Below are 22,708 nucleotides of genomic sequence, written 5' to 3'. Positions count from 1 at the left end.
AAATGTATTCTACTTTAGAACAATTAACAAAGCACCCTGTATTTTATCATTTTGCAGAAATTTCAAAGATTCCTAGAGGGTCAGGTAATGAAAAGGAAATTAGTGATTATTTAGTGAGTTTTGCGAAAGAGCGTAACTTAGAAGTGATTCAAGATGAAGCATTAAATGTCATTATTAAAAAAGAAGCAACTGCTGGCTATGAAAATGTTCCAGCTATTATCATTCAGGGGCATTCTGATATGGTGTGCGAAAAAAACCAAGCAACAGTTCATGATTTTGAGAAAGATCCGATTGAACTAAGAATTATTGGAGATATGTTATATGCAAACGAAACAACTTTAGGTGCTGATAACGGTATCGCTGTTGCATATGCATTAGCTTTATTAGATTCAGCAGATATTCCGCATCCAGCTTTAGAAGTTGTCATTACAACGGAAGAAGAAACGACAATGGGTGGAGCTTTCGCTGTTGATCCAAATCATTTTGATGGAAAGATTTTTATTAATATCGATTCTGAAGAAGACCATAAATTACTTGTAAGTAGCGCAGGTGGTGCGAAAGCGGTTGAAACAATTTCGGTAATTTGGGATGAGGCACCAATTGATATGGGCGCATACCGTCTATATGTCGGAGGACTTAAGGGCGGACATTCTGGTATGGAAATTGATAAACAACGCGGAAATGCGAACAAAGTACTAGGACGAGTTTTACGTGATTTATCAACTAACATTCAATTTAATATAAGTGAGATTCACGGCGGCCTAAAAACAAACGCAATTCCGCGTGAAAGTGTAGCTACAATTTTATTACGTCCAGAAGATATGCAACAAGTAGAAGGAAAGCTAGAATCATGGACACGAGTGTTACAAGAAGAAATGCGTGCTGTTGATCCAGATGTTCATGTTACACTTACAAAATTGGATGAGAAAATAGAAAAAGTATTTGCTAAAGAAACACAAAAGCAGCTTATTTCATCATTATTCTTAATTCCAAATGGTATTCAAAGTATGAGCATGGATATTAAAGGTCTTGTAGAAAGTTCAACAAATTTAGGAGTAATTGAAACATTGCAAGATGAAATTAAATTACGAAACGAAGTAAGAAGTTCTGTAAGTAGTTTAAAACAACATATTGCAGATGAAATTAAATATATTGCCGAATTAGTTGGTGCAAGATTTGAAAAAGAGTCAGAGTATCCAGAATGGCCATACAATCCAAACTCACAGATTCGCAATTTATTTGAAAAAGTGCATAAAGAGAAATACAACAAAGATGCTGAAATCTTCGCTGTACATGCAGGAATTGAATGTAGTGTATTCGTTCAAAAAATGCCTGAATTAGATGCGATTTCATTTGGACCGGATATTTTCAATGTCCATACTCCAGATGAACATATTAGTATTTCTTCTGTTGTGAATAACTGGGGATTCTTCGTTGATGTAATGAAGGGGACGAAAGAGTTAGCTAAGTAATAAACGATGAAATGAAAAGCAGACTATAAAAAATGAACTAATTCCATAACGTTAGACTGCGTATTTCATTCGCCATCCTTTAGGGCATGAGTTCGGTATTCAACCGACTCATGCCTTTTAATTTTGACTTAACCCGATTGTGATAATAATGGATACATTTTTCAAACTCTTGTTTAAAGTGTTCTATACTCTCAAACGCTGTTAAATAAACAATAATTAGATTGAATAATACCAAAGAAATTTTCAATCTTTCTCTATCTGTATTTAACCTAGAATACAAAATTCTTTCATTTTTATTACCGGCTATATTTGAAAAAATAGTATGTTTTTTATCTCAAATTAATTATATCTATAAATTTAAGAAAAATTCTGTTATAAGATGCATCAGTGCAAGTTATTAAATTCTTTATCGGATTTATGTCAGTTACAGTCATATATCTAGTAAGCAAATGACCATCTCTATAATAAGTAATCAATATCTTCTCTTCAGAAAGAAATGAACATAATAACTTGTTTTCAATAATTTCTTGTTCGTCTTGGGTTAATGTAGGGCGCTCCACTTTTGTTTGTTTTTTAACAATCTTACCAATACCGATGAATTTCTTCGGTACCGAAGCGAATGGAGTCCGCTTAACCATTTCTTTTCCTTTTGGCATATTTGTATCGTTCATGCTATATATCTCCCTAATTGCTATTAATAACTGTATCATTATATCAAATTTTGGAGATGTTGGGATTGTTTATGTAATTATAAAATAAACATTTAGAGGTTTTTTGCTCCTTATAACATCAAACCAATTTAACTAAGCATGATTTATATAAATAATAGGAGAAATTACTGTGTAGTCCCTTTGTAGGTAAGCGTGTTGTTGCTAAGGTTAATAATCTACGTTTCAATAATATACCCTGCTTGGCAGGGGAAAGATGTCGCTGGTTCTGTAGATGCAGGGTTGGGATTTGCAACTGATGCGAAAGTAAGGGTGAATGGTTCGTATCAATACAAAGTACACAATAGTAAGTGTAAAACATACTATATAACAGCAAATGAAGCCTATGTGTAAGTGAAGTAAAAACAAGAGCCGTCCTGGTTGATGGGCGGATTTTTTAAATTTATATTCACTAATTCATCAAACTTAACCTCAGTATTCAGTTCAAATGCATCTGTACAATACACAGTTTTCGTCATCGGCTCGATATGTAATACATTTATGTACATGTCGTGCGGCATGTTGCCTTCCATTATCATTTAAGCTTGGGGAAAAAAATATTTAGGTGATAAGTGGAAAGTACATTCCGCAGGAATTGAAGCGCACGGGGTGAATCTGTTGATTCTTTTTTGTTATTTATACAAGGTTGAACAGGGAACAAGCAAAAAGATTAATGGTAGCATTAGTGCATCTCATCTTTACTTTTGGAAACATTATAGTGCAAATAAAAAGGTTAGAGAAGCTAATTCTCTAACCTTTTTATATTAATGCCTGAAATATTAAAAGTGGTGGAGTTACCCAAATAATAAAAGTTTATCGGCTCTTCCATTTTTATTTATAACTTAAACTCATTATATTTCGCCATTTATTGTGCAATCTTTTCGAATAAACGACTGTCTTTATTTGAAAATAAAGGTGCATCTATAAACCCATAATGATAAACTAAAATACCTAATTCCACTCTAGAATTAATATGCCATTTCTCTTTAATATGATTAATAATCGTTGAAATTCTTCTAGGGCTAACATATATTTTACTGGAAATTTCTGCATCCGTTAATCCTTGTGCTACATAAATAGCCACTTCTAACTCTCTTTCGGTTAACATTTTGTTCATAAAATAAGCTCCTTCGAAATGATTAAAATAAAAATCAAAAGAAACTATTATTTGAAATAAAGCTAAAAATCATATTCAATACCCTTTATTCCTTTTAAGTGTAATAATTTCTCTCATTGCGATACAAGTTTGTAAAAGAAACTATAAATCAATATAATTAGTAATTGCAACTATACTAATTTTACATTACATTAAAAGTTAGAAAATATTCTTATACTCATAAATTGTTACATTTGAGGGGGAGAAATGGAATTCTACAATCTCGGTAGTATTATTAAAGAACTTAGAAAGAAAAAAAATATATCACAATCTGAATTATGTCATGGAATATGTTCACAAAGTCAAATCAGTAAGATAGAAAAAGGTATTATTTATCCATCTAGCATATTGTTGTATCAATTATCTGAAAGACTTGGTATTGATCCGAATTATATATTTGCGCTAACTCAAAACAAAAAATTAAAATATGTAGAAAATGTAAAATGTGTAATAAGAGATTGCATAAAGCAAAAACAATATAAAGAACTTTATGAAATAGTGAAAAAAGAGAAAAACGAAAATAATTTCCAGTCAAAAGAAGATAAACAATTTCTAATATGGCATGAAGCAATTGCTATATTTACTGTGAAAAAATCAACAAAAACTGCTTTAAATCTTTTAAATAATGCATTACAACTAACTTTAACCAATATTGATTTTTTATCAGAAAGAGAAATAGATATTATGCATACAATGGCTATTTTTCATGCAGAAAACAAAGAATACGAAAAAAGTATTAATATATTAAGAAGATGTTTAAATAATTTTAATAAGTTAGATTTTCCTAGAGATAAAGAAATTAAATTAAAAATCATTTTTAATTTAACAAAATCTTTAGGCTTAACAGATCAACATGAAGAAGCAATAAAATGCAGTGATAAGGGCATCAAATTAGCTATTAATTTAAATACTTTATACTTATTAGGTGAACTATACTTTGAAAAAGGTTGGAATTTTTTAAAACTTGAGCAATCTAGTAAAGAGGGGTTTAATTGCCTTAATAAGGCTTTATTTATTTTTGAACTAACAGAAAAAGAACATTATATAAAAATGATTAGAGATAAATATATTGAAAAACAAGAATAAAAAAGAGACAACTTTGATATGAACTATCCTTTATTATAATTTATTTTTTGAAAAAATTGCTGTAATACGAACTATTCCTTATTGAGGTTTACTGTTAAACTAATTGCTGTAATAGTAGATAAAAATAAAGGGTGGCATTTTATGAAATCAAGAGGGATTACTCGTAAAGCAGATAGCATGGGGCGTATTGTTATTCCAATGGAAATAAGACGGAGTTTAGGAATTGTAGAAAAAGATGCTCTAGAAATGTTTGTGGAAGAGGATCAGATTATTTTGCGGAAATATCAATCTTCACAAGCTTGTGCAATCACAGGTGATATTTCAGACAGGAATATATCGTTAGCGAATGGGAAGATTGTTGTAAGTCCAGAGGGAACAGAACTGTTAATAAAGAAGTTACAGCAATATCTTTTAAAATAAAATATACTTGTAAAGAAAGTCCTCTATCATTCAGGGGACTTTTTTTATTATAAACACACGTTGTTTAATTGTTACAAATAGAGGGAACCAACCAAAAAATTTAAAATAAGAAAAGTCACCTTACATAAGATACGAGGTTATTAAATCGAGAAAGAAATTAGTTTTAAAGCTTTAAAATAAAAGGAAAATGTTGAACAATTTATTATTTTATACATAAATATTAATTTAAGGATTATGAAATTTTGTATAGGTACTCATAAATCCCCTAATCAATTGATTAGGGGATTTATGTAAAGCTTAATCGTTTTAATGCTCATATTTCGGTATAATACTATTTAGTTTGAGTACATAATTTTACAATTTGACTTATGTAATTTATCACGTTAAGATGCTTTTATTATAAAAGAAAGGCTTGAAGATAATGATTCGTCGTTTGAGAAAGCTAAAAAATGTCGCTGTCGTATTAAGCTTCTAAGTGAATTGCAAAAATCTATAATACTTAGAAGCGAGGAATATAGTTATGAAGCACCCATTATTTAATCATTGGTCTGAAACAAAGTATTTAAAAGATATAGTAACAAATCCACTTATTGAAGTAGGAGAGTACTCCTATTATTCAGGATATTATGGACATCAAAATTTTGAAGATGGTTGTGTAAGATATTTATGGGGCGATGCTAAGTCCCAAGCACTTTTCAATCCAATTGAACAGATGGGTTGGCATCTTGATAAACTCATAATTGGAAATTATGTTTGTATTGCAAGTGGAGTTATCATTTTAATGGGTGGGAATCATAATCATCACTCAGAATGGATTACAGTGTATCCATTCGCTGAGCAAATAGAACAATCATATGAACCAAAGGGCGACACAGTCATTAAAAGCGATGCTTGGATTGGAATGAATGCTATAATAATGCCTGGCGTTACAATCGCTGAAGGTGCAATCGTTGCAGCAGGATCTGTCGTATGTAAAGATGTTCCGCCGTATACAATAGTTGGTGGAAATCCTGCTAAGGAAATAAAGAAACGATTCACTGATACAGAAATGAATATGCTAATGGAAATGCGTTGGTTTGATTGGGATAGAGAATTGATTGAGAAGGCAATTCCTCTTTTATCTAGTCCGACCATTGAACCATTATTTGCTTTTTATAAAAATGAAGTGAAATATAAATAAATTATCTAGAAAAACTACATTCAATATAGGATGTAGTTTTCTTATTATAAAAAACTACTAGTTTAGAATAAGAAAAATTCATATCTGGTATGAGTCTAGCAAATAGTTGGATTGAATAATTAAAACCCTTGATAGCCAATAAACTAATGCTAGGCTACCAGTGTGTCTCGATATTTAATCGGGGCACACTGGTTTTATTTTTTGGTAAATGCGGAACAAATGCATTATTTAGATTGTCTATTAAGTGTAATCCTAAAAAATATGAAAGTACGGATCATTTTGAAAAATACAAAGGTATTAAAAATAGGGATGTGTGTGGGAATACTAAGTGTCAGTGCGCCTAAAAGGGTGAAATGAGATGGTCTATATGAAAGTGATCCTAATGTCTTATATGTATATAGAATTTGATAACACTGTCTATTTTTGGGAGATTATGTTAAAATAACGTTTTTTTGAGTACAAAGATATTGGAGGTAACAGAAGTGAAAGGTATGTTTTGCAAGAGATTTATTGCAATAGTAACAGTGCTTACACTATTTTGTAGCATGGTTGTTACATCTGGAAGAGCATCAGCGGAAACAGTCCCTGTTTTAGACGTAGAAGCAGGATCAGCAATTTTAGTAGAAGCAAATTCCGGAAAAATTTTATATCAAAAAAATGCAGATGAATTATTAGCAATTGCTAGTATGACAAAAATGATGAGTGAATACTTAGTTCATGAAGCGGTGGATAAAGGAAAACTTAAATGGGATCAAAAAGTTAAAATTTCTGAATATGCATATAAGATTTCGCAAGATCGCTCATTATCAAACGTTCCATTAGAAAATGGTGGCTCTTATACGGTCAAAGAGTTATATGAGGCAATGGCAATTTACTCTGCAAACGGTGCAACAATTGCTTTAGCTGAAGAGATTGCTGGAAAAGAAGTTGATTTCGTAAAAATGATGAACGATAAGTCAAAAGAGTTTGGAATGAAAAATTATAAATTTGTAAACTCTACAGGTTTAACAAACCAAGATTTAAAAGGACATCACCCAGAAGGGACAACTCCAGACGAGAAAAATAAAATGTCTGCAAGAGATTGTGCAATTTTAGCACAACGTCTTATTCAAGATTTCCCGAAAATATTAGATACAGCAAAAATCCCTAAAAAAACATTCCAAAATGGTGGCAAGTATCCGATTGATATGACGAACTTTAACTGGATGTTAAAAGGTTTAATTAAGCAATACGAAGGTGTAGATGGCTTGAAAACAGGAACTACTCCAGAAGCTGGAGATTGTTTTACTGGTACAGTAGAAAGAAACGGTATGCGTCTAATCTCTGTAGTGATAAAAGCAAACTCTCATACAGCACGTTTTGATGAAACAAAGAAATTATATGATTATGGATTTGCGAATTTTCAAGTGAAGAAGGTCTATGGAAAAGATTCAGTAGTAAAAGGGTATGAAACAGTACGAGTAGCAAATGCAAAGGACAAAGATGTAGTTGTTCAAACGAAGCAAGCTGTTTCACTTCCAATGCCGAAGGGCAACAAAGATGTTTATACAAATGAATTTATAGTATCGAATAAAGAACAAGAAGCACCTATTAAAAAAGATGTAACAATTAGTAAAATGATTATCTCACCTAAAGATAGTACAGATCCTGGTTTTTTATCAGGTAAATCATTACAAGTAGACCTTGTAACAAAATCTGATGTAGAACAAGCAAATTGGTTTACACGTTTTATGCGCGAAATCGGATCTTTTTTTAGCGGTATGTGGGATAGTACGGTTGATATAGTAAAAAGCTAACTTTATAGGATAAAACTAAATATTAATCTGAAACAAAGAGTTTCAAGGTATTATAGATTCTTATGTGGATAGCTTGGAATGGAAGATTGCATTAATTCTCAAATTTGGTTCTTCGGAACTTTTGATATTGCTATCAAGCTAAGATAAATTTGTATCCATATAATTAAAAAACGCTATTCTTTTTGTAGAAATATACAGAAAGGATGGCGTTTATTATGAATCTTTCGATTCAAAGGATTCTGGTGCAAGGTTAGTTTAATAAAGTTATGTGATGGAAAAACATTCATTATTCCATCATGTGACAATAAAAAATTAATATCTGGTACTCATTTCTTTTATTAAATTTTATAAAAATTTAATAAAATCTTTTCTTTGTATTAAATATTTTGTTTTAAATTATTTATATAAAGAAATGGAGGCCAAAAAATGAATATTTTAAAGAAATTTAAATATCTTTTTATAGTGTTTATCCCTATTTATATAGTTATTCTTTAATTTCAATCGAATAAAAAATAAGGTATTCGAGAAAAAAGTACGATTTTAATGGATGGTACCATACAGAGAAAACTCTCTCCCATACAAAAGTAAATGTACCGAAAGTGATAAAAGCGAATGTTATATGGAGGGCCCCCTAATAATCTCACCTGAAAATCGGTAATTAATGAAACAAAGAATAACAAAATGATAGATGATTACGAGTTCATATCCCAAAAAGATATGATTACTAGTGACAATCTTTGATACTGACAAGTGAGGTGACGTCGATGAGAGGGACATTAATAAAAAGTGGAGTATTTATTTTGGTTTTAACAGTAGGGCTATATCTTACAAAATACGCATATGACCATCATACTAACCGAGCTAAAGTAAGAGACACGATTCAACAAATATCAATAGAGCATGGTATACCACCATGGATTCCATTATCGATTGCATTCCATGAAAGTAAGTTTGATCAAAATGCAGTCGGAGATCAAGGCACATCATTTGGACTGTTTCAGCTTCATCGAGGTGGACTAGCACCTAAAGATTTAACGAACGAAGATTTGAAAAATGCAGAAACAAATACTCGAATTGCAATATCTAATATGATAAATGCATATAATCGTGGTTTACAGCAAAATTTAAAAGGACCAGAGCTATTAAAACATGTTGCTAATACCTCAGGGTGGCCTGGAAATAAGGGTGTTCAATGGACAGATAAACAGACAGACTATAACGAGGGTTTAGAAAAAAGTTTTAAAATGTTTTCTAAACGAAAATACGATTTTATAGAATGAAATTTCTTTTTTCTTTCTATTATTATATAACTTATGCCTAAATATGAAAGTTCCCTTAAACAGACAAATAGATTGACTTTGTACTGCTTATATTAGGAATTTAAAGAAACATTATGTATAATTCTCCCACTACACTAGTATAGTGGCCTTTATTAACAGCAAAATCTACAATTTACAAGGAGAACATTTTATGAGTAAGAGAATAAAAGAATTAGATTCCATACGAGGGTTAGCGGCACTTACAGTGGTATTTGGACATTTTTGTTTAATGCTACCATCGTTGCCTAATTCTATTAAATTTTCCCCGCTTAGGTTTTTATGGGCGGGTGGAGAAGCTGTAATCGTTTTTTATGTACTAAGTGGTTTTGTGTTATCTATGGCACTTTATCATTCAAAAACAAATTATTGGGGATATTTAATTAAGCGATTTGTACGAATTTATATCCCTTATTATTTTTGGATAATCATTACCTTTGCTTTATTTATTTTGTTTTCGTCGTATGAAGTGGCAGGACTACGGGATTGGTTCTATGATAGGTGGCAAGGGTCTATAACAAAAATAGATATTATAAACCACTTTGTGCTTCTTAATAACTTCTTTACGGAAAATTATAATCCAGTTATCTGGTCATTGGCTCAAGAAATGCGTATATCTATTGTGTTTCCTTTGTTATTCCTTCTTTTTTATAAACTGAGTTGGAAGAAAACGATATTATTTGCTTTAAGCTTTTCTTTAATTAGTATTTTCCTTAATATGTTGCATATTGGGAAAGCAGAGGGATTTTATAATGGCTATGCCGATACATTGCATTTCACATCTATGTTTATGGTTGGAATGTTACTTTTTAAGCATCAGGAAAAACTTATCTACTTATATAGGAATATGAAAAAATTTAATAAAGGATTTCTTATTGCACTAGGGATTATTCTATATTTATATTCCATTTTAATTTACGGTTTTTCCCGTAATGATACTACTTTCTTATTAAAAGATTGGGGTGTCGTAATCGGTGTTAGTATATTTATTATTATGGCCATGAGTAACCTAAAAGTAAAAGCATTTTTAAATAAGAGTGTATTTGTATACTTAGGAGAAATTTCATACAGTATCTATTTGTGTCATTTTCCAATCATGATGGTACTATTTAAACTTTTGTATACAAAGATACCTATCTTTTTCCTTCTTACTTTGTGTATTACAATGACAATACTTTTTTCTATAGTTTCGTATCATTTAGTTGAAAAGAAATGTATCAACTGGGCAAAACAAAGAACAGCAAATTGTCAAAAAAAAGTGTAATACTTGGAGGAATCTTATTTCTTTAGTAAATATACGAATATTACCGGTTCCTAAGTATATTAGGAATCGGTCAATTTTGGATTCTAAATGTAAACATACTAAAATTGAACAAATTTTTAATTTTATACTTAACTCCAAAAATCCTCTTACTAAAGAGAATCTTCGTAACGTTTATCCAGACATAGCCGAAAGTATAACTTGTAAAACGTTAGTTTCAAGAGGAAGAAATGCTCAATGGATACAGGTTTAATTTTGTATTAATAATTATTAGAGGTAACAACACATCGCTATCTATATCTAAAATGTTATATAAAACTATTGAATATTTTATTCGTAAAAACAGAGGTGTAAAATGAACTTTATTTCCGAACTACTTGTTACCGTTGCAATTCCTACGATACAACTCACATTCTTGTTACTACTCATGTTTGTTTTTAGCTACTTTGTAGTATACAAAAAGGTATGTAAAGGTGGGGGGGAATTTACCGTACAACAAATTATATTGTTTATATTTATAATAGGATATTATTCCCTCGCATTATCAGCTACTTCATTTGGCCGTTCAGATGATATAACCTTTGCAAGAACAATTGACTTTGATGTACTTAGTATTTATAAAAAAGCATGGAATACCTTTTCATTTTCTTCTTATTTCCATATCATTGTAAATATAGGTATGCTTTTTCCGTTAGGAATTTTATTACCTTTATTTAGTAATGTTTTTCAAAAAACAAAATGGATGTTAATCGGTTCAATTATAGCAAGTTTATTGATTGAAATCCTTGAATTTACAATGCAACGTGGAAGTATGGAACTAGCCGATTTACTTCATAATACTTTAGGAATGATGCTAGGATATTCTATGTTAAATATAGTTCTTATATTGTTGAAGAAAAAAGAAATGGATACACAAATGATCAAATATGTATTCCTTCCGATTACAGTAAGTTTCGTTGCATTTGGAATAATTATTTCGTATCAAATGAAGGAATTTGGGAATACGCCTATTGATCCCATTACAAAAACAGATATGTCTGATGTCACTATAAAAACATCAATAGAGTTAAAAGACGAAGGTAAAAAAATGCCTGTTTACAAAGAGCAAATTACAAAAATGCCTGATGACAATGAGCAAATTACAAAAAAATTACATATTCGAGATGTCGAAATTCTGTCTCCCAAAGAAGCATTTCAAAAACTAAAACAAGGAGACTTTGATCCTATAATGTCTTTCAAAGCAGGTGATACATTAGTCATTACAGATTATAATATAGGTTACTACGCTGATACAAAAGGCTTTTCTCAACCTATATATGTTTTTCAAGTACGATTAAATGATAATGACAAAGATAGTTGGTCTCAACCTATTTCCGCGAGAAAATAACGTGAATTTTCTTATATTACGCTGTGGGCTATTGTATAGTGTAGATATGAATAATAAAAAAGGGGGAATAGATATGTGGAAGCGATTTGTAGCGATTGGTGATAGTTTTACAGAGGGGATAGGGGATGAAGTTGAGGGGATAGCATTAAAAAGCTGGGTAGATCATTTTGTTCAACTGTGTGAAAACGATTTAAAGTATGCTAATTTTGCAAAACGTGGGTTAGTAACTAAAGAAATTCGCTCGCAACAATTGGGAAAGGCATTAACTTTTAATCCAGATTTGGTTAGTCTAATTGCAGGTGCAAACGATGTTTTAAAGGGAAGTTGGAATCATCATGCATATAAGAACGATATGGAATTTATGATAGATACATTAAGTAAAACAGGTGCTGATATTATTATAGCAAACCTTCCAGATTTTACAGTTAGGCTTCCTCTTTCTTCTGAAAAAAAACAAGTATTAAGAGAACAATTATTAGAGGCAAATGAAGTTATACTTTCACTGAGTAGAGAGTATAAGCTTCATCATGTTGACTTTTGGAATCATCATTTAGTTAATGACAATACGCTTTGGTCTACGGATTTAATTCATCCAAACTCAAAAGGATATGTAAAAGTTGCTGAATTGATTTTGAGTAGTTTGCCTGTACATGACTCTTCTAAATAAGCTGTAGAATGAACTAACCCCCTGTCGCATACAGCGCAGGGGGTTTTGATGCGAAAAAGAAGGATATAGAGTGCCTATAAATTATACTTTAAGTAATTCTTTTTATTGTTTATATTTTTGTTATTTTATGTTGCAGGATCCTTAGTATAAGGATTCTTTTTTTGTATCAAATATCTACAAAAAAAGATGAGAGCAGCGAACCCGAACTAAAAGGTATTTTAAATAAAATTGTTAAAACAACACTAATAATGATACCGATTGCTAAATAGATTCGCTTCTTTTGTTTGTAAGAATCTTAAAATCTTCCCCTTCGAATGCAACTTAACCATAAATTTAATTTTTTTGTAAATGTGGAACAATTTCATTACTTACACTGTCTATTAAGCGTTAAAACATTTTTTATTTAATAAATTAAGAAAGGAATAATCATTTATAACTAAGGGAGAAGATTGAATTGAAAAAAATATGGATGCTGCTTTTCTTTTGTTTCGGAATTATGTTGGTAGGATGTAATAAAAACGAACCACCAAAACAAGCATTTGAAGAATATATCAATTTATGGAATGATAAAAAATTTACAAATATGTATGATCATTTATCAGAACATGCAAAAAAAACGATTTCTAACAAGGATTTCACAGAGAAATATCAAAAAATCTATGAGGGTATTGGAGTTAAGAATTTAAAAATTAAAATGAAGGGAGAGAATGCTAAAGATAAAGAACTTTTTCTTTTTGAAGTTAATATGGATACGGATGGAGGAACGGTTTCATTCATCCATGAAGCAAAACTCGTGAAAGAAAAGGAATCTTGGAAAATAGATTGGACACCAGACTTCATTTTCCCAGGTATGAAAAAAGATTACAAAGTACGTATGCAAACAGAGCAAGGAAAACGCGGAGAAATATATGATCGAAATGGGAAAGGGCTTGCAACGAATGGTAAAGCGACTGAGGTTGGAATTATTCCAGAGAAACTAGGCGAAACGGCAGCGCAAACAAAAGAAATAGTAGCACAATTACTTGATATGTCTACAGAAGAGGTCGATCAGAAGCTCGCAGCGAAATGGATAAAACCAGACTCCTTTGTACCAATTGGTATTTTGAAAGAGGGAACCAGACAGAATGATTATATTGAATTAGAAGGAGTCTCATCTCGCCCAGTAAATATTCGTACGTATCCATTAGGAGAAGCAGCGGCACACTTAACTGGATATATAGGAAAGGTGAATGCAGAGGAGTTAAAATCGCTTCAAAAAAAAGGTTATCAAGCAGATGATTTAGTAGGTAAGACAGGTTTAGAGAAAGTATTAGAGAATAAATTGCGTGGTGAAAAGGGTGGACGCGTATTTATGGAAGATGAGAATGGGAAAGAGATTAAAAACGTAGCAAAAAAAGAAGCAAAAGAAGGGGAAAATGTTACGTTAACAATTGATGCTGCAATTCAAGAAAAAATCTTTAATGAGATGAAAAATGAAGCAGGATCTAGTGCAGCGGTCAATCCTAAAACGGGTGAAACAATCGCACTTGTAAGTAGCCCCGCGTATAATCCAAATATAATTGTTAGAGGAGCATCAAAAGCCCAACGAGAAGCATGGAATAACGACTCGAAACTGCCAATGATGAATCGCTTCACACAAGCATTTGTACCAGGTTCCGTATTTAAAACGATTACAGGTGCAATTGGTTTGGAAACAAACACAATAAATCCTAAGGAAGAATTTAAAATTCAAGGATTAAAGTGGACAAAAGATTCATCTTGGGGAAATTATTATGTAACACGTGTGAAGGATGCTAGTCCAATTGATTTTGATAAGGCAATGAAGTACTCTGATAATATTTATTTTGCTCAACAAGCTTTGAAAATGGGAAAAGATCAGTATGTAAGTGAATTTAAGAAGTACGGGTTTCATGAAAAATTACCAATCGAATACGAATTTCCTATTTCAATAATTGCAAAAGATGGGATAAAAAATGATATTCAACTAGCAGACACGGGATATGGACAAGGACAAGTATTGATGACACCACTTCATTTAGCATTAACATATGCCCCGATTGTGAATGAAGGGAATATTCCGTCGCCTCATCTTTTAAAAGAAGCAAAAGTAGCGGGGAATTGGAAAGAAAATGTGGTTTCTAAAAAGAATCAAGAGATATTAAAGAGTGCATTAATAAAAGTCATTAATGACCCTGATGGCGCGGGGAGAATTGCTAAGGTTGATGGTGTAACTCTTGCTGGTAAAACCGGTACAGCAGAACTGAAGGAGTCGAAAGAAGCAGACGGAAAAGAACTTGGATGGTTTGCAGCTTTTGATGCAAATGCGCCAGACATGATTGTTACCATGATGATCGAAGATGTAAAAGGAAGAGGAGGGAGCAATGTTCCAGGCGAAAAAGTAAAACATGTTTTTCAGAAATAATACTTAATTAGAAGGTGAAATCTTTTACTAAATTTATTATATGTTTGCTTAACTCAAAGGTATAAATTGGGCAAAATAAAGAACAATTAAATTTCAAAAAAAGCATTCTTCCTAATCGAGAATGCTTTTTTATTTTGTTGTGGCTCTAGAAAGCTGATACCTCATCATATTTGCAAGTACCGGCTGATTGGTAGTTTGTCCTAAATACTGATTTAAAACCAGAGGAAGTGTAAAATTGCATAGCTGGGAGTGCGGATCCGATTGGTCCAGGCGCTAATGCAGCTGGTGATAAAAAACTTGTTCATTTTTATTTTCATATCTGAAATCTTGGCGTTGCTAATAGTAAATATAAAAGAAGAACAAATTGAAATGGACAAGCGAGGCAGATTTTAAACTTTAACAAAACAGTTATTCAGTAAAAAATAAATAGAGCACACAAATAAGTATGCTCTTAGAAAAATAGGTGATACAAGTGGAGTGTTGCGTAAAATTCAAAAATAATAATCAGATTTTTATGAGTGTATTTTTGACATTGTATGCTTTACTTGTTTTGTAGGAGCCTGTCATTTAAGAGAATGTATAAATGATTATCTAATGAAAATTATTGCACACCTTTACATTTTTTAGGAGGGTTCTTCTATCAAAAAAAAGATAAACAATGGAACAAATGAAACTTGTATCATGTCTATATATTGAAACCATATTAAAAGTGAGGGCAGTTTTATGTTTATTCAAATAAGTTTGAGGTGTGGAAATGGAACAGAAGTTTATTGAAAAATGTAATCATGATGAGCTTGACTATGTTATAAAAGACTATTGGCAAGATGTATGGAATTATTCCTTTATTATTACGAAAGATCCACACTTATCAGATGACATCACACAAGATGTATTTATAAAGGTTTTTAAACATTGGCATTCGTTTCGAAAGGAGTCATCTATTAAAACGTGGATATTAAAAATTACAAGAAATACGGCAATAAACTATTTGAAATCCTCTTATTTTAAAAGGATATCTTTAGTGGGATTTTCTAGTGACGATAAGCAATCTCCATCGGCAGAACAAGAATTTTTTAATCAAGAGGAAATCAATGATGTGTGGGATGTTGTATTAAAACTACCTAAAAAACATCGTGAAATAATAATATTAGACGCGAAATATGAATTATCTTATGAAGAAATGGCTGAAACTTTAGGTGTATCAATTGGAACAGTCAAATCTAGATTAAGCCGAGCGAGAAGTAAGGTTTCAAAATTAATAGGGGAGGGTAGAAGTGATGAACAGTAAAAAAAATCCCGACTGGTATAGCAAATTAAAAAACGGTCCAATGGAGAATCGTAAAGATGAAAAAGAATTTATTTATAAAATAAAGCAATCGATAGACCAAAATAGTGAAGTAGATTCTGCAACATACAAAAGACCATTTCGTAGAAAAGTATTGCCTATTGTAGTTGTTTTGGCTTGTACAATGTTATTTTTTATTGTTCAACAACCTTGGCTTGATGATAATAAATCACCGGTACAAAGTAGTACTCAAATTAAGCCTAAAACAAAAGATGAGTCTGCTCAGGATCCATCATTAAAACAATTTATGAATGATATATATCGAAGTGCAAATTTAAAAAATGAAAATGACCTGTATAGAGCGTTAAATGATGAAGTTCTATTTAAAGGGAAGATTTATAAGAAGGATGAATTGAAGTTTGATGAGGATATTTTTCATGAGTTGCAAGTCGCTCTTACAATGGGGGGAGAATTTGCAAATGATACAAAGAAAGTATACAAAGTACCAAATGGATTGACAGAAAGTAACCAACCAAATCAAGCGCATTTTATATATGCAACTGTTACTGGAAATAAAACAAAAATTTTAGCTGAACCAAAACGAGAATCACAAGTTTTATATGAAGTATCTAATGAAATGGTAAAAGCTTGGATTCCAGAAAAAGTGCAGAATGATGGATATATAAAAATATCGACAATTAACGGTCATACTGGATATGTACAAAAAGAATATGTTTTAACTGATATTAAATATTCTTTCATGTTCGAGAAGAACGCTGAAGGTAAATGGAAAATAACGAATATAGATTCTATATGGTAAAAGAGGAAGGTTCACTTTAATGAACCTTCCTCTTTATCTTTATCCTCTTTTTGAAGAGAATTCCAGGACTTTAAGATTTCTGATGTAACGAGAGCGGCACTATTTTTTTCTGTCTTACCACCTGGAATAACGACAGAAATTGCGATTTGAGGATCTTTTGCAGGAGCATATGCAATGAAAAGAGAATGATTGATCACTCTTTCTTGTTCATTTGGAGAACCTGTTATGCCTGTTTTACCTGCGACGTCAAAGGGCAACCTTTTAATTTCCTCTATATTTTGACTCATCCCACTTTGTACGACACTCCAAAATTTCATCGGATATCGATTAGAACTTTCTAAGATTGGTTTAAACTTTTTTGAATCATTACCGTCATGATCAATAATAGCACTTACGATTTGAGGTTTATATTTATCACCTTTACTTGCTAAAGTTGCTGCATATTGAGCAAGTTGAAGAGGGGTGTGTATTTCATTTCCTCCCCAAGAGGCATTTAATAAAGCAGAGATTCCATTTTCAAACTTACTAGATGGATGAAGTTGATATTGTCCGTCTTCTTCAAAGGGTAAATCAATCCCAGTTTTAGAGCGAAGGCCGAATTGCATTAAATAATCTGTCCATATATTTGCCACTTTTTCTATATTCCCATTATTTTGGTTGAATAAGGGTAGAGCTATTTTTGCTGTCATAAATGTGTTAGATGAATTAATGATAGCCTGACTCGGTGTAATCTCACCTGTTGGCGTTCCAGGTGCATTCGTAATGTTATTTTGATTATCATACTGAAAAGTACCTTTATCTAAATAAGTATCTTCAGGTTGAAAAAGCTTTTCATTTAATCCAATTAAAATAGTAAGTGGCTTTATAGTAGAGGCCATATTTACATAAGATTCACCATACTTTAATTTTTGAATTGCTTTATTTTGCGACAATGATTTGATGTTTTCTTTTTTAGATGATACATGTGTATGTAATGTATTTGGATCAAAAACTGCTGAGTTGGCCATAGTTAAAATTGTACCAGTTTTTACATCGGTCACTACAGCATAACCAGCATTGGCATCAGGTATTTTCTTAATTTGAGATTTTAATGCTTCCTCTGTTTTTTGCTGCAGCTTAGAATCTAAAGCTAGCCTGACATCTTTTCCTTTTTGTACTTTTTGAATGTTCCATAAGAACTTTTTATTATTCATTTTAAAAATAAGAGTTTTTCCTGGTTTCCCCTTTAAATAGTTATCATATTGAAGCTCAATCCCACTTTTTCCAACAGGTCCATACTTAGAATTAAGGTCATTTTCTACATACCCAATTACCTGTGAACCAATTTCGTGATTGGGATAATATCGAATCAATTCATCTTTGATTATTACATTATTGGGTTTGTTCTTGTTTATGAATGTAAGTTCATTCTCATTTATGTCAGAGTATAACGGTATATCATTCATAGTCTGCTTTTTACAAGATTGTTTTAATTGCGATTTTATGTTCTCTGCAGAAATGTCATGTTGAAACTCGCTTGAAAATTGATTGAAAAAAGCTAATGCGTTTGATGTATCTTGATTCGATAGCTTTTCATCATTAGAAGTGCAATATAGAGACTGAACTTCCTTATTTGTAGCTAGTATTACACCATTTTGATCAAAAATTTTTCCTCTTTCAGCTGAAGAAGTTGCGATAGTAATTGAAATGAAGTTGATTTTTAATAAAATTATTAAAATCAAACCTACAATAGAAAGAACCGCAAAAAATCTCCATCTTTTTGTATGTAACATATAACCCTCCCTTATGTAGCCTATTTCATCTTATAGTTAATTATTTTTTTTGTAAATGTGGAACAACTTTATTACTTAGGTTGTCTATTAAGTATTACAGCATGAAGAAAGGAATAATCAGTATGAAAAGTTACTAGCAAGTCTATGTGTAAGTTTAATATGAGTCATTATACAGTTTAGCATTTCTAATGCAAGCGACAAAAAAAATAGAGAGAAAAACAGGAAAGGAGATTTATCAATTACGCGGCTAAACGAAAAGGAATTGACGCTTACAAGGATTTAGAAAAAAAGATAAGACACTATTTATAACTGAATGGTGGTTTCTAATATATAGGGAACGTATTTAGTATATTTATTTACTAAGTATTAGTGAAGAGTTCCGGAAGAATTATATGGAGGATTTATGAAAAAACAAAAAGTAAAGAAGCAGAAGACATATATATCTATTCGATTAAATATAATGTTCCTTTGCATATTTTTACTATTCTCAGCTATTATTATTCAGCTAGGAAAAGTACAAATCGTTGAGGGAGAGGCTTATAAGAACCAAGTGGAAAACAGTCAAAATGCAACAACTAGTAATCCGGTTCCACGTGGACAAATTCTTGATCGAGAAGGGAAAATAGTTGTTAATAATCAATCTCTTCGTACTATTACGTATACAAGGGTGAAGGGGATAACTAATGAAAATATTTTAAAAACAGCAAAAGACTTGGCAAAAATACTTGAAATGCCTGAGCAAGATATAAATAAGTTAACCGATATCGATAAAAAAGATTTCTGGATGCAATTGAATACGAAACGTGCGGAATCAAAGATTACTAAAAAAGACATAGGAAAGTTTAAAGAAAAGGGAATAGAGGGAAAAGAACTAGACAAAAAAATTGAAGACTTAAGACGAAGTCGTGTGACAGAAGCGGAACTGGCAGAATTAACAGCACAAGATTTAAATGTGTTAGCCATTAAAAGTAGAATGAGTTCCGGTTATCAACTAACACCACAAATTATTAAAAAAAATGTAACAGATCAAGAATATGCGCGGATAAGTGAAGACCTTGCACAATTTCCAGGAGTAGATGCAACGGTTGATTGGGAACGTAATTATGTATATGGTAATTTATTTCGTTCAGTATTAGGAAATGTTACAAGTAGCGAAGAAGGTTTACCAAAAGAACACTTAGATTCTTATTTAGTACGTGGATATAACCGTAATGATCGTGTGGGGAAGAGTTATATTGAACAACGATATGAAGATGCATTACACGGTAAAAAAGAAGAAGTTAAAAACATTACTGATAAATCAGGAAACATTATAAACACAGAAATAATCTCTAAAGGAAAAAGTGGTAATAGTTTAATATTAACGATTGATATGGAATTACAAAAGAAAGTGGAAGAAAGTATAGAGAAAAATTTGAGAGCTTTTAAGAGTTCAGAGCCATTGATGGACCGAGCTTTTGTCGTCATGATGAATCCAAATAACGGACAGATTTTATCTATGGCAGGCAAAAAGATTGTAGAAAAAGAAGGGAAAGTAGAGATTGAGGATTTGGCATTAGGTAACATGACAACTTCGTATGAACTAGGATCAGCTGTAAAAGGTGCTACTTTATTAACTGGATACGAGACAGGGGCAATACAGCCAGGAGATCAATTTTATGACGCACCGATGAAATTTAAAGGTACACAAGCTAAGAAATCATGGAATGTATCCGGATTTGGTAATATTAACGATTTACGAGCTTTACAAGTATCTTCGAATGTATATATGTTCCAGACAGCCTTACAAATCGCAGGGGTTAATTACGTACCAAATGGTTCATTGGATATTAAACAAGAAGCATTTGATACGATGCGCTATTATTTTAAACAATTTGGTTTAGGGGTCCCAACAGGTATTGATTTACCGAATGAAATAACTGGGCAAACTAGAAAAGTAGATAGTCAACCTGGATTTTTACTAGATTTCTCTATCGGTCAGTATGATACTTATACGCCATTGCAATTAGCACAATATATTTCAACAATTGCTAACGGTGGATATAGAATGCAACCCAAAATTGTACAAGAAATACGAGAGCAATCAATAAAAGAAGAAGAGGTAGGTAAAGTTATACGCTCCATAGAGCCTGTCGTATTAAATCGAGTTGATATGAAGAAAGAATATATTGATCGGATAAAAGAAGGTTTTAGATGGGTATTCCAAGAAGGTGATGGAACTGGTGTGAAGTATTTCAAAAATGCTCCATTTAAACCAGCAGGAAAGACAGGGACAGCTCAAACTGTATATGGTGGAGATGATCCAATTGGTAGAAATGCAAAAGGAGAACGTATGGAATGTTACAATTTAACATTAGTTGGATATGCTCCATATGATAATCCAGAAATAGCATTTTCTGTAGTAGTCCCATGGCTTCATAATGATAAAAGTGGAATTAATTCTATAATTGGAAAGGAAGTTTTAGATGTATACTTTGATTTAAAAAAGCAACGTATACATGGTGAAGCTGCTAGTACAGATAGTCCTAATCAAAATCAGTAAAATTTGTGCACTTTTCTCAGGGGAAGAGACCCTGTTTATATAAAAGCCTTTATAAGTTAAAGAAAAAGTAAGATTTGAAATAAGAGATAGCAGCTATCATAGTTGCTATCTCTTATTTTTGTTAATATCTTGGCTACTAATTAAAAAGGTTTTAAATTTATGGAACAAACTTGTTTCTTAGATGGTCTATTATGTGTACGTATAAAAACAGGTGTTCAAATAGGATACAGTGTATTGAATTTACTACTTGTTTTCAGTATTGAAAATTTGAAAGGAATGATGATTTTGAAAAACAAGAGCATGCTAAGAATAGGAATATGCGTTGGTATATTAGGTTTAAGTCTTACAAGCCTAGAAACTTTTACAGGAGGGTCATTGCAAGTTGAAGCGAAAGAAAAGACAGGGCACGTTAAACATAAAAATCATGCGACTTATCAAGAATTCTCTCAACTTGAGAAAAAATTTGATGCTCGATTAGGCGTGTATGCTATTGATACTGGTACAAATCGAACAATTGCTTATCGACCTAATGAGCGGTTTGCCTATGCATCAACCTACAAGGCTCTAGCTGCAGGAGTATTGCTACAGCAAAACTCAATTAATAAATTAAATGAAGTCATCACCTATACGAAAGAAGACTTAGTTGAATATTCACCCATTACAGAGAAACATGTAGATACAGGCATGAAACTTGGGGAAATAGCAGAGGCTGCTGTTCGTTCCAGTGATAATACTGCAGGGAACCTTTTGTTTAATAAAATAGGCGGACCTAAAGGGTATGAAAAAGCGCTTAGACAAATCGGTGATCGAGTTACAATGGCTGATCGCTTTGAGACAGAGTTAAACGAGGCTACTCCAGGAGACATTCGTGACACAAGTACAGCAAAAACACTTGCTACCAACCTTAAGGATTTTACGGTCGGAAATGCGCTTCCAGCTGACAAACGAAAAATTCTTACAGATTGGTTGAAAGGAAATGCTACAGGAGACAAACTTATCCGTGCTGGTGTACCAACTGACTGGGTAGTTGGAGATAAATCTGGAGCTGGAAGTTATGGGACACGAAATGACATTGCTATCGTTTGGCCGCCTAATAGAGCACCCATTATTATCGCAATTTTATCCAGTAAAGATGAGAAAGAGGCTACCTATGATAATCAACTAATTGCAGAGGCTGCTGAAGTTATAGTTAATGCTCTTAGGTGATAATCTCTCAGTATTCTCATTTCTTTACCTAATGTTATCGAAAGTTTAAGATTAGAAAACGATTCTTTTTCGTGTGAAAAGAATCGTTTTTTTCTATTTATGCAGAATCTTATTCGGGAAATAAGTGGTGAAGAATAGAGGAAACAAAAGGCATGTAATTAGGAAAGTATAAAGTTATTTAAGAATAATAAAAAGAACAAAACGGACAAACTC

General features: G+C 31.9%; 17 protein-coding genes and 3 pseudogenes. 16 read left to right on the top strand and 4 right to left on the bottom strand.

What is annotated here, in order from left to right; all coding sequences use genetic code 11:
• Window positions 1-2 precede the first annotated feature (2 nt).
• Window positions 3-1,472, top strand: coding sequence for a beta-Ala-His dipeptidase (pepD, locus tag ACTFQM_RS03105; protein WP_440033409.1), 1,470 nt, complete (start codon window positions 3-5; stop codon window positions 1,470-1,472).
• 65 nt (window positions 1,473-1,537) lie between these two features.
• Here the strand turns inward: pepD and ACTFQM_RS03100 are convergent.
• Window positions 1,538-1,720: pseudogene (locus ACTFQM_RS03100) on the bottom strand (IS3 family transposase); the annotation flags it as partial.
• An 81-nt stretch (window positions 1,721-1,801) separates the two neighbouring features.
• Window positions 1,802-2,143 (bottom strand): YolD-like family protein, encoded by a 342-nt coding sequence (locus ACTFQM_RS03095; RefSeq protein ID WP_002171988.1) that lies wholly within the window; start codon window positions 2,141-2,143, stop codon window positions 1,802-1,804.
• 173 nt (window positions 2,144-2,316) lie between these two features.
• Between ACTFQM_RS03095 and ACTFQM_RS03090 the strand changes: the two are divergent.
• Both ACTFQM_RS03090 and ACTFQM_RS03085 read left to right on the top strand, forming a co-directional pair.
• Window positions 2,317-2,533: pseudogene (locus tag ACTFQM_RS03090) on the top strand (N-acetylmuramoyl-L-alanine amidase); the annotation flags it as partial.
• A 189-nt stretch (window positions 2,534-2,722) separates the two neighbouring features.
• Window positions 2,723-2,794 (top strand): annotated as a pseudogene (locus tag ACTFQM_RS03085) (arsenate reductase); the annotation flags it as partial.
• A 250-nt stretch (window positions 2,795-3,044) separates the two neighbouring features.
• On the opposite strand, the gene ACTFQM_RS03080 reads toward ACTFQM_RS03085, so the two are convergent.
• Window positions 3,045-3,296 carry a response regulator transcription factor gene (locus tag ACTFQM_RS03080; protein ID WP_440033408.1) on the bottom strand — a complete coding sequence of 84 codons (252 nt, stop codon included), beginning with the start codon at window positions 3,294-3,296 and terminating at the stop codon, window positions 3,045-3,047.
• Between the two features lie 246 nt (window positions 3,297-3,542).
• Between ACTFQM_RS03080 and ACTFQM_RS03075 the strand changes: the two genes are divergently transcribed.
• The 11 genes from ACTFQM_RS03075 to ACTFQM_RS03025 all read left to right on the top strand — a co-directional run bounded on the left by ACTFQM_RS03075 (window position 3,543) and on the right by ACTFQM_RS03025 (window position 16,975).
• The gene (locus ACTFQM_RS03075; RefSeq protein ID WP_440033407.1) at window positions 3,543-4,421 is read left to right on the top strand and encodes a helix-turn-helix domain-containing protein; all 879 of its coding nucleotides are present in this window, start codon (window positions 3,543-3,545) and stop codon (window positions 4,419-4,421) included.
• A gap of 141 nt (window positions 4,422-4,562) precedes the next feature.
• Window positions 4,563-4,841 (top strand): AbrB/MazE/SpoVT family DNA-binding domain-containing protein, encoded by a 279-nt coding sequence (locus ACTFQM_RS03070; RefSeq protein WP_002171992.1) that lies wholly within the window; start codon window positions 4,563-4,565, stop codon window positions 4,839-4,841.
• A 520-nt stretch (window positions 4,842-5,361) separates the two neighbouring features.
• The gene (locus ACTFQM_RS03065; protein ID WP_440033406.1) at window positions 5,362-6,021 is read left to right on the top strand and encodes a CatB-related O-acetyltransferase; all 660 of its coding nucleotides are present in this window, start codon (window positions 5,362-5,364) and stop codon (window positions 6,019-6,021) included.
• 482 nt (window positions 6,022-6,503) lie between these two features.
• Window positions 6,504-7,817, top strand: a complete 1,314-nt coding sequence (locus ACTFQM_RS03060; protein WP_440033405.1) for a D-alanyl-D-alanine carboxypeptidase family protein — start codon at window positions 6,504-6,506, stop codon at window positions 7,815-7,817.
• A 764-nt stretch (window positions 7,818-8,581) separates the two neighbouring features.
• Window positions 8,582-9,097: a transglycosylase SLT domain-containing protein gene (locus ACTFQM_RS03055; protein ID WP_071719556.1), complete on the top strand. Its 516-nt coding sequence runs from the start codon at window positions 8,582-8,584 to the stop codon at window positions 9,095-9,097.
• A 142-nt stretch (window positions 9,098-9,239) separates the two neighbouring features.
• Window positions 9,240-10,397, top strand: a complete 1,158-nt coding sequence (locus ACTFQM_RS03050; RefSeq protein WP_440033404.1) for an acyltransferase family protein — start codon at window positions 9,240-9,242, stop codon at window positions 10,395-10,397.
• A 352-nt stretch (window positions 10,398-10,749) separates the two neighbouring features.
• The gene (locus ACTFQM_RS03045; protein WP_440033403.1) at window positions 10,750-11,781 is read left to right on the top strand and encodes a VanZ family protein; all 1,032 of its coding nucleotides are present in this window, start codon (window positions 10,750-10,752) and stop codon (window positions 11,779-11,781) included.
• 73 nt (window positions 11,782-11,854) lie between these two features.
• Window positions 11,855-12,448 (top strand): SGNH/GDSL hydrolase family protein, encoded by a 594-nt coding sequence (locus tag ACTFQM_RS03040; protein ID WP_002172007.1) that lies wholly within the window; start codon window positions 11,855-11,857, stop codon window positions 12,446-12,448.
• A gap of 454 nt (window positions 12,449-12,902) precedes the next feature.
• Window positions 12,903-14,870: a penicillin-binding transpeptidase domain-containing protein gene (locus tag ACTFQM_RS03035; RefSeq protein ID WP_440033402.1), complete on the top strand. Its 1,968-nt coding sequence runs from the start codon at window positions 12,903-12,905 to the stop codon at window positions 14,868-14,870.
• Window positions 14,871-15,624: 754 nt separating this feature from the next.
• Window positions 15,625-16,158 carry an RNA polymerase sigma factor gene (locus tag ACTFQM_RS03030; protein WP_440033401.1) on the top strand — a complete coding sequence of 178 codons (534 nt, stop codon included), beginning with the start codon at window positions 15,625-15,627 and terminating at the stop codon, window positions 16,156-16,158.
• Complete coding sequence (locus tag ACTFQM_RS03025) at window positions 16,148-16,975, top strand: SH3 domain-containing protein (protein ID WP_440033400.1); 828 nt, start codon at window positions 16,148-16,150, stop codon at window positions 16,973-16,975. Before ACTFQM_RS03030 ends, ACTFQM_RS03025 begins: the two co-directional genes overlap by 11 nt.
• 11 nt (window positions 16,976-16,986) lie before the next feature.
• Here ACTFQM_RS03025 and ACTFQM_RS03020 read toward each other — a convergent pair whose 3' ends face one another.
• Window positions 16,987-18,747, bottom strand: coding sequence for a peptidoglycan D,D-transpeptidase FtsI family protein (locus ACTFQM_RS03020; protein ID WP_440033399.1), 1,761 nt, complete (start codon window positions 18,745-18,747; stop codon window positions 16,987-16,989).
• 403 nt (window positions 18,748-19,150) lie between these two features.
• Between ACTFQM_RS03020 and ACTFQM_RS03015 the strand changes: the two genes are divergently transcribed.
• Together ACTFQM_RS03015 and bla are read left to right on the top strand one after the other, a co-directional pair.
• Window positions 19,151-21,289, top strand: a complete 2,139-nt coding sequence (locus ACTFQM_RS03015; protein WP_440033398.1) for a peptidoglycan D,D-transpeptidase FtsI family protein — start codon at window positions 19,151-19,153, stop codon at window positions 21,287-21,289.
• Window positions 21,290-21,568: 279 nt separating this feature from the next.
• A complete protein-coding gene (bla, locus tag ACTFQM_RS03010) occupies window positions 21,569-22,495 on the top strand; it encodes a class A beta-lactamase Bla1 (protein ID WP_440034376.1) in 927 nt (308 codons plus the stop codon).
• Window positions 22,496-22,708 lie beyond the last annotated feature (213 nt).

The organism is Bacillus cereus group sp. MYBK30-2 (genome assembly GCF_051915945.1).
Classification (GTDB): domain Bacteria; phylum Bacillota; class Bacilli; order Bacillales; family Bacillaceae_G; genus Bacillus_A; species Bacillus_A paramycoides.
Note: the sequence above shows the minus strand (reverse complement) of the source record. Positions and strands in the feature narration are given on the sequence as shown.

Coding starts and splice junctions, on each gene's coding strand:
- pepD (WP_440033409.1), top strand. CDS start 3: ATGTATTCTACTTTAGAACAATTAACAAAGCACCCTGTATTTTATCAT.
- ACTFQM_RS03095 (WP_002171988.1), bottom strand. CDS start 2,143: ATGAACGATACAAATATGCCAAAAGGAAAAGAAATGGTTAAGCGGACT.
- ACTFQM_RS03080 (WP_440033408.1), bottom strand. CDS start 3,296: ATGAACAAAATGTTAACCGAAAGAGAGTTAGAAGTGGCTATTTATGTA.
- ACTFQM_RS03075 (WP_440033407.1), top strand. CDS start 3,543: ATGGAATTCTACAATCTCGGTAGTATTATTAAAGAACTTAGAAAGAAA.
- ACTFQM_RS03070 (WP_002171992.1), top strand. CDS start 4,563: ATGAAATCAAGAGGGATTACTCGTAAAGCAGATAGCATGGGGCGTATT.
- ACTFQM_RS03065 (WP_440033406.1), top strand. CDS start 5,362: ATGAAGCACCCATTATTTAATCATTGGTCTGAAACAAAGTATTTAAAA.
- ACTFQM_RS03055 (WP_071719556.1), top strand. CDS start 8,582: ATGAGAGGGACATTAATAAAAAGTGGAGTATTTATTTTGGTTTTAACA.
- ACTFQM_RS03045 (WP_440033403.1), top strand. CDS start 10,750: ATGAACTTTATTTCCGAACTACTTGTTACCGTTGCAATTCCTACGATA.
- ACTFQM_RS03040 (WP_002172007.1), top strand. CDS start 11,855: ATGTGGAAGCGATTTGTAGCGATTGGTGATAGTTTTACAGAGGGGATA.
- ACTFQM_RS03030 (WP_440033401.1), top strand. CDS start 15,625: ATGGAACAGAAGTTTATTGAAAAATGTAATCATGATGAGCTTGACTAT.
- ACTFQM_RS03025 (WP_440033400.1), top strand. CDS start 16,148: ATGAACAGTAAAAAAAATCCCGACTGGTATAGCAAATTAAAAAACGGT.
- ACTFQM_RS03020 (WP_440033399.1), bottom strand. CDS start 18,747: ATGTTACATACAAAAAGATGGAGATTTTTTGCGGTTCTTTCTATTGTA.
- ACTFQM_RS03015 (WP_440033398.1), top strand. CDS start 19,151: ATGAAAAAACAAAAAGTAAAGAAGCAGAAGACATATATATCTATTCGA.
- bla (WP_440034376.1), top strand. CDS start 21,569: ATGATTTTGAAAAACAAGAGCATGCTAAGAATAGGAATATGCGTTGGT.